Raw genomic sequence first — 15,486 nt, forward strand, 5'->3', positions numbered from 1 at the left:
TATCACCAAACAGGGTTATAAACCTGCTTTTAAGCTTTCTTCAATAAATTGATCTAAATCACCGTCTAAAACGGCTTGAGTATTACGGGTTTCGACGCCGGTACGTAAATCTTTAATTCTCGAGTCGTCAAGTACATATGAACGGATTTGACTACCCCAACCAATATCGGATTTATTTTCTTCCATCTGCTGTTTTTCGGCATTCTTTTTCTGCATTTCCAGCTCATAAAGTTTCGCTTTGAGCTGTTTCATCGCTTGATCTTTATTACTATGCTGAGAGCGATTGTTTTGACATTGAGTCACAATCCCTGTTGGCACATGGGTAATACGAACAGCAGATTCAGTTTTATTAACGTGCTGACCACCTGCACCAGATGCGCGATAAACATCAATACGTAGATCGGCAGGGTTGATATCAATATCAATATTATCATCAATTTCTGGATAGACAAATACCGATGCAAATGATGTATGACGTCGGTTACCTGAATCAAATGGACTTTTACGAACTAAGCGATGAACGCCAGTTTCGGTACGTAACCAACCATAAGCATAATCACTAGATACCTTAATAGTGGCCGATTTAATGCCTGCTACGTCACCATCTGATACTTCCATCACTTCGGTACTAAATCCTTTTGATTCAGCCCAACGGAGATACATTCTAAGTAGCATTTCTGCCCAATCTTGTGCTTCAGTGCCACCTGATCCAGATTGAATATCTAAATAACAATCAGCACTATCATAATCACCTGAGAACATTCGACGGAACTCGAGACCAGCTAGTTTTTTTTCTAATTGCTCTAGTTCTAGATTTGCTTCATCAAAAGTATCTTGATCTTCTGCTTCAACAGCAAGTTCAAGTAAGCCTTCAACATCATCAAGTCCTTGATCTAATGAATTAATGGTATTGATGATCTCTTCAAGCATTACTCGTTCTTTACCTAATGCTTGTGCTTTTTCTGGATCTGCCCAAACTTCCGATTGTTCTAATTCAGCATTGACTTCCTCAAGACGTTCTTTCTTGAGATCGTAGTCAAAGATACCCCCGAATCACATCTGTTCGCTCGGTTAATTCGGCTATTTTCGATTTGATAGGATTAATTTCAAACATATTATGCTGTTTTGTAAATTTTTAAGTTTTTTAATTAATCCTGCATTGTAACGGATTTAAGTATAACTTAGCAATTACCAATTTGCTTACATCATTGATAATAATGTAAATGAATAATAAATAAAAAATGACGCGTATTGCGTCATTTTTATAATGTGATTTTTCTAAATGAGCTTATTTTTTCGCTTCTGCGTATAATTCAGCTACTTTATCCCAGTTAATCACATTCCAAAACGCACCAATATAATCAGCACGACGGTTTTGATATTTTAAATAATAAGCGTGTTCCCAAACGTCAAGCGCTAAAATTGGTGTGCCAGAAACACCTGAGAATTTTTCACCCATAACTGGGGAATCTTGATTAGCAGTTGAAACCACTTCTAGCTTATCATCTTTCAATACTAACCATGCCCAACCAGAACCAAAACGAGTTGCCGCAGCAGCTGAGAATTTTTCTTTAAATGCATCAACTGAACCAAAGTCTTTTTCAATAGCAGCTTTAAGTTCACCTTTAAGTTCAGTTCCAACTTTTAATAATTCCCAGAATAGAGTGTGGTTAACATGACCACCAACATTATTTTTAACACCAGTAATTTTGTCTGCAGGGACTTTGTCTAGATTTTTTAGTAATGTTTCAGGGCAAAAGTCTTTAACTTCAGCAGGTAGAGATTCTAATAATGCATTAGCGTTATTTACATAAGTTTGATGATGTTTGTCATGATGAAGATGCATTGTTTCAGTATCAATATAAGGCTCTAAAGCGTCATAAGCATAAGGTAAAGGGGGTAATGTATAAGCCATGAAATTGCTCCTTTCATTTATTAAGTATTTTTAACTCATTTATACTGTCGAGTATACGGTCTATCAATATATCCCACAAACTATTGTTTAGATAGCTTATGACTATCTAATTTAATATCATTGCTGTATAATTTTTACACTTCGTTTGGTTGTGTTAAATAAGGTGTATACATCATAATTGCATGATTTTCACTAATGAGTTTTTCCTCTATTTGATTATCGAGCAAATGGGTTTTTCGTTGCCATATCTTATTGTGTCTAGTGTATCCGCCCCACCATTGTTGTTCAATAACGTGATCGGTTTCGAATATTTCATAGTGATAAGATAAAGGTGTATTGGCAAGCAGTTCACCATGTAAATATTCATCATCTAACCAAAGATTAAGTCGGTACGTTGTATTGGTTTTATTGAGTAATTGTAAATCGATATAGTTATAAGAAAGTGTTGCACCACAAGCAAATGGAATAGTACGGTTAACATCCGGAAAAACATCAAAACTATGACGCCATCGTTCAATAATGGTTAAATCTGAATGTAATACTATCCAGTAAATCAAATTGCCAAGTTGGCATAAACCACCACCAATATCTTTGCCGATTTGGCCATTATGCAATGAGAGACCTTCTAAAAAGCCACGTTTCTTAGATGGCCGACCAACTTTTTGCCAAATTGAAAATCGTTGATTGGGCTTAATTATCGAACCGTCGAGCTGTTCAATTGCTAAGCGAAGGTTAGTAATTTTGTTATATTGCAAATACATATCAACATCTTTCAGTTGTCTTAACAATACCGATTGATGTTTTTTATGAGAATAGCAGCAAGTATTATTATTCTTATCAATTACGCTATAGGCATGACGGTTGCGCCACCAATCTAGTTTACGTTTGAGAATAAAATACTCCTTACCTAATTTTAACCTTAAATTACTGCGTTTTTTAGGTTTATCTACAATAGTGTTTTGCATACAACAATCATCCTAACTACTAAATTGCTTATTTTTTTATAAGTGATAAATAATTAAGGCTTAATTTATCTAAAAAGCCAAACAGTTTCTGATTCATTTCAGAATAATCATGGGAACGAAGTTGGCTAGGTGTATCAACAAAACGATATTTTGCTGCTTGATTAAGATCACTTTCTGAGTGAGCAATCAGCTGTTCAACAACATCTAAAGTTAACTCCATATGACATTGAAAACCATATACTAAAGGACCATAAGCAATGATTTGTCGTGGGCAGCCTTCACTATAGGCAATAATTTGTGCTTCTTGGGTTAAACCTGGCATGTCATTGTGCCAATGGCCGACAGCTAAACCCTTGCCAAAATCAACAAATAAAGGATTATTTTTACCTATTTCAGTTAAGGTGATAGGGAACTTACCGATTTCCTTTTCCGGACTATGACCATGTGGGGCTCCTAAAGCTTCACCAATTAATTGTGAACCAAGACAGACGCCAAGTACGATTTTTTTTGAATTGATAGCCGATAATATTACTGCTTGTTCCGCTAGCGAGTCAAAATGAGGGCACTCTTGTTTGGTTGTTGCTGGTGATTGTGGGCCACCCATAATAATCAACATATCAATATTATCTACATTGTTGGGAAGAGGTTCACCAAGATAAACACGAGAATAACTAATGGTATAATGATGTTCTTTAGCCCATTGCTCATAAGCTCCAGGAGCTTCGAAATCTTCATGAATAATAAAATGCAAATGCATTGGTAAATCTCCTTTAACCTAACTATTATCGTTCAGAGTACTCAATTGCCATTAGATATGAATATGGAAAATTAAGCGCAATAATTATTATGAATCTTTTATTAAGAAAGACAATAGCAAAGATATTAGTAGGCGATGAACGAATGAGTTATAGAACAGAGAATAATAGGCATAAAAAAATCTGCTTGAGCAGATTTCAACTTTCGGAAAGTTGGCTCCTCCAACAGGACTTGAACCTGTGACATACGGATTAACAGTCCGCCGTTCTACCGACTGAACTATGGAGGAACCGAAATGTAGCGCGCATATTATAGATTTAATGACGCTATGTCAATAGTTAAATTGTTTAAAATGCGTTTTTTGTACCAGATTATCTCGATTATTATGCTTCAAGTATTTGGATTGTCTTGAATAATGTCTTTTGTCTGAGTAGTTGTTGTGGATGTGATCCTAGTTCTCCTTCAGGGATCGTTTGATTTAATGCTTGATAATATTTGATCCAATAAGGCAAAATTTGGCCTGTGGCTAAATCGCTAAAGTTCATAGGATAACGTTGAAAATAATCTTCACCAGATGGGTACTTGAAGGCATAAGTAATTAGTTCACTACAGTAAAACCCTTTATCATCTTCGCGAAAACTATGGTTATAAGGCAATTCTAGACAGGTTTGCACTCGCATTAATGCGTTTTTAATAACGGAATTATCATGAATAGTTGCTACTAGATTATATTGAGCGGTAGCTAAAAAATTGTTAAGGGGCTGTTGGATTACCCCATGTTTTTGAGTGGCTTCAATGACGATATTATTGCCAATATATAAACCAACATGGCTTATCTGATTGATTATCTCATCTGAGCAAAGCTGTGAACCAGAATGCGTAATCGCTTTATTAAATTCGCTTTCTTCATACTGGGATTGAAAAATAATATCGCCAAGTTGCATTTTTATTGATGTTTTTTAGCGTGATGACGCCATAATGAAAACATGACACAAGTTGCGATGATAAATTTAAGTGCATCAACACCAACAAAAGGTAAATAGCCTACTTGTATCGCTTCGCTAAGGGAAATATGTAAATAACCCATTAAATAGATCACACCAAAGACAAATAATAACTGGTGAGCACAAGCAAAGGCAATTAAGCCTAACAGAAAACGACGATCGTAACCTTTTTCTGCTGCATATCCAGCTAAATAAGCACTAAATACATAACCATATAAATAACCGGCAGAAGGAGAAGCAAGTGCCATAATGCCACCACTACCATTAGCGAATAGTGGTAATCCTAATGCACCTAAAAATAGGTATTGAAGAATTGTTAGAGCACCTAATTTACGCCCCAAACAAGCTCCGATCAGAAGCACGCCTAATGATTGTAGACTGAATGGTACCGGATAGGTTGGAATACTGATATTTGCGGCAACGCCTAGCAGCAATGCGGCACAAGTAACTGCGCACAACTTGCGTTGCCAAGAGGATAAGTTGAATAGTGTATTAATATAAGTTGGATAGTACGATGTTAATTGCTGTTTCATTATTTTCTACCATTAAAAGCTAAATAGTAGCGTCATAATAATACAAAAACAAATTATGTAAACTATTTTCTTGTAAAATGGTTTACATTTGTTTGGGGAATTTTGTTTCAAACTAAAAAAGGATTTGTCATTCGTTCATTGCCAAAGCTCGACATCGGACCATGGCCAGAAACAAAGATAAAATCATCACCAAGCGGAAATAGTTTATTTGTGATAGAGGAAATTAAATCGGCATGATTTCCTCGAGGAAAGTCGGTACGGCCAATGCTACTTTTGAATAAGACATCACCGACAAAAGCAATTTTATCTTTGGCATTGATAAATACGATATGGCCAGGAGTATGGCCAGGACAGGACAGAACATCAAGTGTAATGTTACCCACTTTAACTTGTTCCCCTTCAGTTAACCAGCGATCAGGTAAAAAACTATCCGTATAAGGAAAGCCAAATTGCATACATTGTTGCGGTAGTCCAGAGAATAAAAACTCATCTTCTTGACTAGGGCCAATGATCTTAACATTATAGTGATTAGCTAACGCTACGGCAGCGCCAACATGATCTAAATGGCCATGAGTAAGCAAGATTTGCTTGATATTTACGCCTAGTTTTTCCACTGCTTTTCTAAGTAGTTCTGGCTCTCCACCAGGATCAATAAAGGCAGCCTCGTTTGTTTCATCACACCAAATAATGCTACAATTTTCTTGAAAAGCTGTAACTGGAATGATCTGATATTGAAACATATAATTCTCCCTTAATTGCTTAGCGCCGATTCGTTAAATTTTTACCATCTTGTGTGTTTAGTTGCGCAAAAATCATGCTTGATAGCATAGTCACAATACCTAGTATAACAAAGGTTAATTGAAATGCGTGAATAGTAGTTGTTGAATTGCTGAATAATCTTACTAATACCGCACCAAAACCAGTGCCAAAGCTAATGGCTAATTGCTGATTAACCGCCATTAAACTATTACCACTGCTGGTGCTTTCACCTTGTAAATTAGCTAATGTTATACTATTCATTGAGGTAAATTGCATTGAATTGATTCCGCCAATGCAAAATAGCAAAATACTTAATATTACTACTGGTGTCGCTAAGTTTATTAATGACATTAAAAGAATCAAAATTCCAGCTAAGATGGTATTAGCAACCAATACAAAACGGTAACCTAAACGAGCAAGAATTCGCGTAATAAAAAATCTGGTACAAATAGAAGCAATCGCCATGGGGACTAACATCATGCCAGCAAAAATTGCTGAATAACCAAAGCCAACTTGTAGAAATAGTGGAATAAGGAAAGGTACGCCAGAAATGCCCAATCGACAAACTAAATTACCGATAATACCAATTTTAAACGTTCGAATATTAAATAATGATAGTGGAAATAGAGGCCCAGATTTTTTTTGCGCATAGGTTCGATAAATAAATAAAAAAATCAGACTGATGATGGCAAGCGTTATTGGTAAATAATATTGTTGACCTTGATTTAAAGATTCGACACTTAGGGTAGCACTGATAAAAGTAATAACGATAAAGAGAAAACCAAAAAAATCAAAAGGCATATGTTTGCCTTTAATGTTAGGCATATACTTTAAGCTAATAAATACCCCTAAAATCCCTATTGGTAAGTTAATCAAAAATACCCAATGCCAACTTACCATATCGACTAGATAACCGCCTAAAACCGGCCCTAATACTGGTCCGATTAATCCTGGTATTGTTGCGGTATTTAATGCTGCTAAAAACTCGTTACGTTTAAATGCTTTAATCAAAACTAAGCGAGAAACTGGTACCATCATTGAACCACCAATACCTTGAATTACTCTGGATATATCTAAGAAAATTAATGAATTGGATAAAGCACACAGTAATGAACCTATTGTAAAGAGTGATACTGCCAGTACAAAGATATTTCGGGTACCAAATTTATCTGAAAGAAAGCCACTTACAGGAATAAACAGTGCTAATGTTAGTGCATAACAGATTACCGCTGACTGCATGTTCAGGGGGGATTCATTAAGATCTTTGGCCATAGTTGGCAAAGCAGTATTTAGAATTGAGGTATCGAGTGATTGCATAAAAAAAGCAAATGCAGCAATCCAAGGTAATATACGATAGACAAAAGGTGGTAATTGTAGTTCGCTATTCATTTTGTTCAGCCTAAAATTGATTGATATGCTGGAAGCAGAGGAATTTTATTAATCCTAAGATTATACTCTCATACTCATCGGGGATGATTGAGTAAGAGAGCTAATGAATGCTATTTTACAATATTCACTGTTAATTGCTGGATTTTTTCTTATTTTTAACGGGTTTTCCTTGCCAATAACCAGCCAATAGTGAACCAGAAATATTGTGCCAAACAGAAAAGACCGCAGCAGGCAGTGCCGATAATGCTGAAAAGTAGGTTGTACCTAATGTTGCAGCTAACGCAGAGTTTTGCATACCTACTTCTAAAGACATAGTTCGACAAGTGGACTCGTCAAAACCAAATAAACGACCGCCCCAATAACCACCAAGTAAACCAATACCATTATGAATAATGACGGCAAAGATAACGGTTATACCTACTTGAGCAATGAGAGCATGACTACCGGCAACAACAATACAAATAATTAATAAGATACAAAGCATCGACAACAGTGGTAAGAATCGTTCACATTTTTTTACCAAAGAGTTTAAAAAATGGTGGACAATTAAACCTAAAAGAATAGGGACGAGCACAATTTGGACAATATGTACCAACATATCCCAAACCGGAACTTCAACGGTAGTACCCACTAACAATAATGTGAGTAATGGGGTGACTACAACGCCAACCAGTGTTGATACCGATGAAATAGTAACTGATAATGCTACATCACCTTTAGCTAGATAAATCATTACATTAGAGGCGGTACCACTAGCAACACTCCCCACAAGAACCATGCCGACTAATAGCTCAGGTCGCATAGTGAATAGTTTAGATAAGATTAACGCAGTCACTGGCATTACAATATAATGCAGTAAAGTACAAATTATGACTGCTTTCGGTTTGGTGACGACGCGTTTAAAATCATCAATACTTAACGTTACCCCCATGGTAAACATGACAAACATTAATAATTGTGATGTATGTGGTCGCACAGGCAGAAAGGTATCAGGTGAAAAATAGGCAGCTATTGCACAAAGAATTGCCCATAAAGGAAATAATCGAGTTAATGAAATAATGGATTGTACAAAAAGTTGACTATAGCGCTGCGACATAAAATATCACCTTTTTTTGATAAATCATTAATAATTAAATAGTTATCTTTTGATTGGATTTGTAATTTCCATTCTATTAATTCTACAAAATAGCGTCAAGGTATTTGTTAAGATAGTGTTAATTATTTGTGAAGGCTGTTCTGTTCGCAATTGACTAAGAATATTAAAAATATCGACAATGTTTTCGGGGCGATTTATTTGTCCTTGGCGACCGCTTAATGGCATATCTGGAGCATCAGTTTCCAACACTAAACTTTCCAGCGGTAATTTTGCAATGGTTTGGCGAGTTTTGTTGGCTCTGGTATAACTTATTACTCCACCAACACCAATATAATAGCCTAATTTAATAAATTGCAGTGCTTGTTGATAGCTACCTGAAAAGCCATGGATCACCCCACGACATGGCAAATTAGCTTGATGTAATTCATGATAGATAATGTCGTGTGTTTTGCGTGAATGGATTAAAACGGGTAAATCATAGCGCTTGGCTAATACTAATTGAGCTCGAAAAAAATCTAGTTGCTGTTGCCAATCAACAGATTGGTCATAACGGTCTAAGCCAATTTCACCAATGGCAACTAATTTTGTAGGGTGAGTACTAACTATATCTGATAGTTGTTCAAGATCAGCCGGCGAGTGTTGATAGATAGGGTGTAAACCGAGTGCAGCATAAAGTTCACTATATTGCTCGGTGAGTTGTAATATTTGACTAAAATGTGTTGCTGATACAGCAGGAATAATTAAGCTATTAATTTTAGCTTGGCGAATATTATTGATTGAATTCTCGAGATCGGTAACAAAAGCAGGAAAATTGAAATGGCAATGCGTATCGATAAACATAGTGCCTCCTATTCTTCGACTTGATGTAATAATATCGGCAATAAATATCGCTGAGCAAACTGTATTATTTGTTCTATTAGATTATCGGTTAATTCGGGATAAAGCCTTGCGTAATAACTATCACATTCTGCGGTAAGAAATTGGCCACCTTGCCAAGTTGTTAATAATTTGCTTATTGCTTTTTCACTGAGTTCAATTTGTCCAGTTTTTGGATTATATGCAGCAAGCAACCAGCTCCATGCGCTTTGTAATGGCATTAATAGTGGTTGGTTGACACCTTTTATAAAACCTTCAACGAGATCCGTTAATAGGGTTAACGCTTGTGGGGCATCAATGTGTAAAAATCGCCATTGGTTGTCTTCTCGGCCATATAAGCGACTTTGGCTGTCGGTTTTATCCCAATTCAAAATACAATAAATTAAGTGATCAATCCATAATGAAATACCATCACGAATCGAGAGTTTAGCTGGGCGCCAAGTTAAAAGACCATCTGCTTGAATGTGGGTTAGCCAACCTTGTAATTGATAATGTTGTTCATCTATCGAAATAGTTAAATTTACCTCTAAGGTTGATGGATTAGTTCTCTCTTCAATGATTTTATTGGCTAAAGGTTGCAGTGCTTCACACAATTCATCATAAATAATCTCACCAAATGCACCGTCTGGTAACTCACCAGTTAGCTTAAGCCGTTGGTAAAAGTTATCACAGCCTTGCGAGTCCTTAGCAATCATTTCATTTAAAATCTGTAGATTAAGTTGATAGCGTTTTAAGTTATCTAGGCTAAAGTTTTCAGCATCGGGCAAGGTGTTATCTAAATAATTAACATAAAAATTAAAGCGTTTTTGTAAGAAAAACCGGATAGAGTGTTGATAAAAACGTTTTAATTCATCTAGATTGATATTATCTACAATGACTTTGGTAATATCGCTGATAAATGATTGGGTTTCTCCCGCTTTTAACGCGGCAGGTAACCACTCATCAGCATAACTTTTAGGTTCATTTAAGAAATTTTGTGGATTAAATGGTGTGCGAGTATGCAACGTTCTTAAGTTATCAATTAAAGAATTGTTTTTATCTGAATCTTTATCAGTAGCATCATGATAATACTCCACAATATAATCCCAAAGCTCATCGACTAATACTGATGGATAACGTTCGCTATCATCTTTCATATCTCGACCGATATAACTGATATAGAGTTGATCTTGTGCAGATAAAATAGCTTCTAAAAACAGATAGCGGTCATCAATACGTCGACTACGATCTCCTCGACGAGGGTTTTGAGCAATTAAGTCAAAATCTAAAGGTAAAGATGTTCTTGGATAATCACCATCATTCATGCCTAATAAACATACTAATTTAAAAGGAATCGAGCGCATTGGCATCATAGTACAAAAGTTTATCTTACCGACTAAAAAACGATGGGCTAGGTGATTTTGCTCCAATCGTGATTGCATCGCATCATGTAAAATAGTTATTGAAATTTGATCGGTAAAATTAGCATTTAAACCACTGCTAATCAGTTTTTGCCACTCTTCTTGAATCATTAATAAAATTGATTCACGTGAGTCATTACTAACAAAAAAATCATTAATCAGTTCAATACAGCAGCCTTGCCATTCAGTTAATGGCTTGTCTTCACTGAGAATGGTTAACCATTTACGTACGGATTTTATAAATTCTGCTAACTGACCAATTAATTCAGCATCTAAGCCAGTAGCACCATCATAAGCTAGTATCTGTTGCCAACCACCTTGTTCACTATTCATGGTATAACCAAGTAATAACCGTTCAAGGCCAAATAGCCAGCTGTGAGCATTTTCTAGACCAAAACGAATACCTGATTCAATAATCCAAGTATGTAATAAAGTTAGTTGTGACTCACTTATGGCAAACTTTTCGGCAATGGCTGGAATTTCAAGTAGATTAAATAATTCTTCAGCGGTAAAGCGGCTTTCAGTAAAGTTTAAAATAGCAAAAAATCCTTGCACCATTGGATCAATGTTGCGAGCTTTTTGATCGGAAATTGTGAATGGTAAATAGCGTTGTCCTTCAGCGTTACCGAATACTGATCGAATATAGGGTACATATTTATCAATATCTGAAACCATGATAATACAATCACGTAATTCAAGTGTTGGATCGGCATCAAATGCAGATAATAGATAATCATAAAGTACTTCGACCTCACGCTGTTCGCTATGGCAAGCGTGGAAGGTTACTGATCTATCTGTTTTATCTATAGGAGATTTTACATCACTGGTTTGATAAAGTTCTAAAATATCTTGCTGAATTGAATCTAATAAACCTTTTCGCTCATGATCGACAAAAATATCAATATCTTGTTTATTATTGAATTCCTGCAATAAAAATAGGTTATCTCGTCCTAATTTACCCCAAGATGTTAATAATGGGTTAGGAATATTATCAGGTGTATTTTGGATCTCTGATAGCTGTTTTTCTACAATATCGCCCCAATACCATTTGCAAGGATTATTAAACATTAAATGGACATCAATGTGTTGACCAAGTGCTGATAATAATGATAAATAAATTGGTGGTAGTGAGGTAATACCAAAAATATAGACTCGTTTTGGTAACGATTTTAATCTTGTGCGATCGAAATCATTATCTAACAAAATGTCTAACATTTGCTGATAGATATTGGCACGATGATAAGGTTGACTAATTGCAATTAGTTGTCGCCATAATTCAGATTGCCAGATTTCATCAGGATGATGATTTAGTTCAGCTACCGTTTGCTTGCTTTCCCATTTGGCTAACCAGTCAGGGCGATAAACTAAATATTGGTCAAATAATTGTGCGATTCGAGTCGCTAGTTGATACTGTTTTCGTTCTTCTTTATCAATATTAAGATAATGTTTAATGGTATCAAATTCAGGTCGCTCGATAATTTTTGGCAATAGATAATACAAACGCCAAGTCATTGATTCGACATTATAACTATTTTCCTGTGGTGAATTAGGTAACAGAGTTTGGTATAACTGCCAGATAAATTGGCTTGGAAAAAGAAAATCAACATTAGCAACTATCCCTAGATCATTGGCTAATTCAATTTGTAACCATTGTGCCATACCTTGGCTTTGCACCATAACCATATCAGGCATAAAAACCTGTTCTAGCGGATCTCTGCGCATTAATTCGCTAACGAGTGATTTGAGTAAATCGACTTGATTAGAATGATAAATGGTGAACATAGTTACATTAATATTAATAGAATTAATCAGATTATCGCTGATTGCTATTAATAAATCTAGCCATGATTAAATAGTAACTTTTTATAACTAAATAAAATGCCAATAGTTTATAAAAATTTTGAGGAAAGGGGTTTTTCAGAGGTAAAAATTACGCCTTTTAGGTAATGATAATTCAAATAGTCGTTCAGTAAATAATAAAAAAGGCTACAATTTATTAATTTGTAGCCCTTTATTGCCTAGTTTAGCTATCAATATCCTTATTGACCTATACGGCGAGTTAACTCAATAACTCGTATTTTTGCTAAGGCTTTAGAAAGTTCAGCAGATGCTTGAGCAAAAGACATATCATCGCTAGGATGATTAATGTGTTCTTGCGCTTGTCTTACTGCTTCTTGTGCCCTTGCTTCATCCAAGTCTTCACCACGAATGGCGGTGTCAGCTAAGATTGTTACCATAGTTGGTTGTACTTCCAAAATACCGCCAGATAGATAAATAAACTCTTCTTCACCATCGGCTTTAACAATCCCGACCATTCCCGGCTTAATGGTTGTCAGTAACGGAGTGTGACCAGGATAAATTCCAAGTTCACCTTCTCGTCCTGTGACTCTGATTCGCTGAACATCACCTGAAAAAAGGTGAGATTCAGCACTAACAACTTCTAATTGATAGGAAGTTAGTGCCATAATGCTCTCTCCGTTCTATAAATCTCTTAGAGAGATTTTGCTTTCTCAATCGCTTCGTCGATTGAACCAACCATATAAAATGCTTGTTCAGGAATATGATCATAATCACCATTCATAATACCTTTAAAGGCACTAATTGTGTCTTTTAATGGTACATATTTACCTGGTGAACCAGTGAACACTTCCGCAACGAAGAATGGTTGAGATAAGAAACGTTGAATCTTACGTGCACGAGCAACAGTTAATTTATCATCTTCTGATAATTCATCCATACCAAGAATTGCAATGATATCTTTTAATTCTTGATAACGTTGAAGGATTGACTGTACGCCACGAGCACAATCGTAATGCTCTTGACCAACAACAAGAGGATCTAATTGACGACTGGTTGAGTCAAGTGGGTCAACCGCTGGGTAGATACCTAATGATGCGATTTGACGACTTAATACGATTGTTGCATCCAAGTGAGCAAAGGTTGTTGCTGGCGATGGGTCAGTTAAGTCATCGGCAGGTACATATACTGCTTGGATTGAGGTAATTGAACCCGTTTTAGTTGAGGTGATACGTTCTTGTAATAACCCCATTTCTTCTGCTAAGGTCGGTTGGTAACCTACCGCAGATGGCATACGACCTAATAGTGCAGATACTTCGGTACCGGCTAAGGTATAACGGTAAATATTATCGATAAATAATAGTACGTCTTTACCTTCATCACGGAATTTTTCTGCCATTGTTAAACCAGTTAACGCTACGCGTAAACGGTTTCCTGGCGGCTCATTCATCTGACCATAAACCAATGATACTTTATCAAGTACGTTTGATTCTTTCATTTCATGATAGAAGTCGTTACCTTCACGAGTACGTTCACCTACACCAGTAAATACTGAGTAGCCTGAGTGCTCGATAGCGATGTTACGAATTAATTCCATCATGTTTACAGTTTTACCAACACCTGCACCACCAAATAGACCAACTTTACCACCTTTTGCAAATGGACAAATTAAGTCGATAACTTTGATACCAGTTTCAAGTAATTCTGTTGAGTTAGCCAACTCTTCGTATGTTGGTGCTGCACGGTGAATTGCCCAACGCTCTTCTTCACCAATTGGACCTGCTTTATCAACAGGATCACCTAGTACGTTCATTATACGGCCAAGTGTTTTTGTTCCTACAGGAACTTCAATGCCGTGACCTGTATTTACTACTTTAAGTCCACGTCTTAAACCATCAGATGAGCCCATTGCGATACAACATACAACGCCACCACCTAATTGTTGCTGAACTTCCAGAACTAATTTATCAGTGCCAGTTTCCACTTCTAATGCATCATATACCTTTGGTACTGCATCTTCTGGGAATTCGACATCAACCACCGCACCGATGATCTGGACAATCTTTCCAGTAGCCATTTTTAATCCTCTACGTCTTTTTCTTAACTATAAGCCAATATTTAGCACTAACCTGAAACAGCAGCTGCACCAGATACAATATCAATTAATTCATTTGTGATCGCACCTTGACGGGCTTTGTTATACACAATTTGTAATTCATTAATTAAATTTGCACCGTTATCGGTTGCTGCTTTCATGGCCACCATTCTTGCTGCTTGTTCACTCGCTAAATTGTCAACCACCGCTTGATAGACTTGTGATTCAATATAACGACGTAAAATCACATCTAATAATGATTTTGCATCAGGCTCATAAATATAATCCCATGATGAAGCTTTAAGTTCTTTATCTTCTGAAGCCGGTAATGGTAATAATTGCTGTATTGTTGGCTTTTGCGACATAGTATTAATAAACTTATTGGTTACAATATATAGTTTATCAATTTTACCATTGTCATATGCCTCAAGCATTGTTTTTACCGGACCAATTAAATCAGATAAAGTTGGTTCATCACCTAAATTGGTTACTTGGGTTAAAATGTTGGTTTTTACTGAAGAGAAAAACGAAACACCCCGAGAACCAATTAAAGCAACATCTGCTTCAACGCCTTTCTCTTGCCATGCTGACATATCAGCAATAACAGTTTTGAAAAGATTGATATTTAATCCACCACATAAACCACGATCGGTTGAAATGATAAGATAGCCAACTCGCTTAACATCCCTTTCTTCCAGATAAGGATGCTTAGTGCCTATTTGAGCTAACGCTAAATGTCCAATTACTTCACGAATCATTTCAGCGTATGGACGACTAGCCGCCATTCTATCTTGCGTTTTACGCATTTTAGAATTAGCTACCATTTCCATCGCTTTGGTGATTTTTTGCGTACTTTGGATACTGGCAATTTTCGTTCTAATTTCTTTTGCATTAGCCATTT

General features: G+C 36.2%; 14 protein-coding genes and 1 tRNA gene. All 15 read right to left on the reverse strand.

From position 1 onward, the window contains the following. Positions 1 to 15: 15 nt before the first annotated feature. The 15 genes from prfB to atpG all read right to left on the reverse strand — a co-directional run bounded on the left by prfB (position 16) and on the right by atpG (position 15,484). A protein-coding gene (prfB, locus tag H3S74_RS07355) for a peptide chain release factor 2 (protein WP_198247592.1) occupies positions 16 to 1,114 on the reverse strand; the annotation gives its coding sequence in 2 pieces (ribosomal slippage) (positions 16 to 1,038 and positions 1,040 to 1,114; 1,098 coding nt in all). 174 nt (positions 1,115 to 1,288) lie between these two features. Continuing rightward, entirely contained in the window at positions 1,289 to 1,915 is a 627-nt protein-coding gene (locus H3S74_RS07360) for a Fe-Mn family superoxide dismutase (protein ID WP_198247593.1), read from the reverse strand. A gap of 134 nt (positions 1,916 to 2,049) precedes the next feature. Then, on the reverse strand, positions 2,050 to 2,880 hold the full coding sequence (locus H3S74_RS07365) for a VanW family protein (RefSeq protein ID WP_198247594.1): 831 nt from the start codon (positions 2,878 to 2,880) through the stop codon (positions 2,050 to 2,052). Between the two features lie 28 nt (positions 2,881 to 2,908). Continuing rightward, the gene (locus H3S74_RS07370) at positions 2,909 to 3,637 is read right to left on the reverse strand and encodes a type 1 glutamine amidotransferase (protein WP_110446923.1); all 729 of its coding nucleotides are present in this window, start codon (positions 3,635 to 3,637) and stop codon (positions 2,909 to 2,911) included. A 212-nt stretch (positions 3,638 to 3,849) separates the two neighbouring features. Continuing rightward, positions 3,850 to 3,925: transfer RNA gene (locus H3S74_RS07375), tRNA-Asn, on the reverse strand. 94 nt (positions 3,926 to 4,019) lie between these two features. Further along, on the reverse strand, positions 4,020 to 4,580 hold the full coding sequence (locus H3S74_RS07380) for a YiiX/YebB-like N1pC/P60 family cysteine hydrolase (protein ID WP_198247595.1): 561 nt from the start codon (positions 4,578 to 4,580) through the stop codon (positions 4,020 to 4,022). A 2-nt stretch (positions 4,581 to 4,582) separates the two neighbouring features. Next, a complete protein-coding gene (locus H3S74_RS07385; RefSeq protein WP_198247596.1) occupies positions 4,583 to 5,173 on the reverse strand; it encodes a biotin transporter BioY in 591 nt (196 codons plus the stop codon). Between the two features lie 107 nt (positions 5,174 to 5,280). Continuing rightward, positions 5,281 to 5,913: an MBL fold metallo-hydrolase gene (locus tag H3S74_RS07390; protein WP_198201808.1), complete on the reverse strand. Its 633-nt coding sequence runs from the start codon at positions 5,911 to 5,913 to the stop codon at positions 5,281 to 5,283. Between the two features lie 19 nt (positions 5,914 to 5,932). After that, the gene (locus tag H3S74_RS07395; RefSeq protein WP_198247597.1) at positions 5,933 to 7,321 is read right to left on the reverse strand and encodes an MFS transporter; all 1,389 of its coding nucleotides are present in this window, start codon (positions 7,319 to 7,321) and stop codon (positions 5,933 to 5,935) included. Between the two features lie 130 nt (positions 7,322 to 7,451). After that, the gene (locus H3S74_RS07400) at positions 7,452 to 8,417 is read right to left on the reverse strand and encodes a bile acid:sodium symporter family protein (protein ID WP_198222433.1); all 966 of its coding nucleotides are present in this window, start codon (positions 8,415 to 8,417) and stop codon (positions 7,452 to 7,454) included. Between the two features lie 42 nt (positions 8,418 to 8,459). Beyond that, entirely contained in the window at positions 8,460 to 9,257 is a 798-nt protein-coding gene (locus H3S74_RS07405; protein WP_198247598.1) for a TatD family hydrolase, read from the reverse strand. Between the two features lie 8 nt (positions 9,258 to 9,265). Further along, the gene (gene recC, locus H3S74_RS07410) at positions 9,266 to 12,475 is read right to left on the reverse strand and encodes an exodeoxyribonuclease V subunit gamma (protein ID WP_198247599.1); all 3,210 of its coding nucleotides are present in this window, start codon (positions 12,473 to 12,475) and stop codon (positions 9,266 to 9,268) included. Between the two features lie 257 nt (positions 12,476 to 12,732). Continuing rightward, positions 12,733 to 13,158, reverse strand: coding sequence for a F0F1 ATP synthase subunit epsilon (locus H3S74_RS07415; RefSeq protein WP_110446930.1), 426 nt, complete (start codon positions 13,156 to 13,158; stop codon positions 12,733 to 12,735). Between the two features lie 26 nt (positions 13,159 to 13,184). Continuing rightward, complete coding sequence (gene atpD, locus H3S74_RS07420) at positions 13,185 to 14,567, reverse strand: F0F1 ATP synthase subunit beta (RefSeq protein ID WP_034901521.1); 1,383 nt, start codon at positions 14,565 to 14,567, stop codon at positions 13,185 to 13,187. A gap of 47 nt (positions 14,568 to 14,614) precedes the next feature. Beyond that, complete coding sequence (gene atpG / locus H3S74_RS07425; protein ID WP_065614742.1) at positions 14,615 to 15,484, reverse strand: F0F1 ATP synthase subunit gamma; 870 nt, start codon at positions 15,482 to 15,484, stop codon at positions 14,615 to 14,617. Positions 15,485 to 15,486 lie beyond the last annotated feature (2 nt).

Origin of the sequence: Gilliamella sp. W8126 (genome assembly GCF_016102185.1) — a bacterium.
GTDB classification, from domain to species: Bacteria; Pseudomonadota; Gammaproteobacteria; order Enterobacterales; family Orbaceae; genus Gilliamella; species Gilliamella apis_A.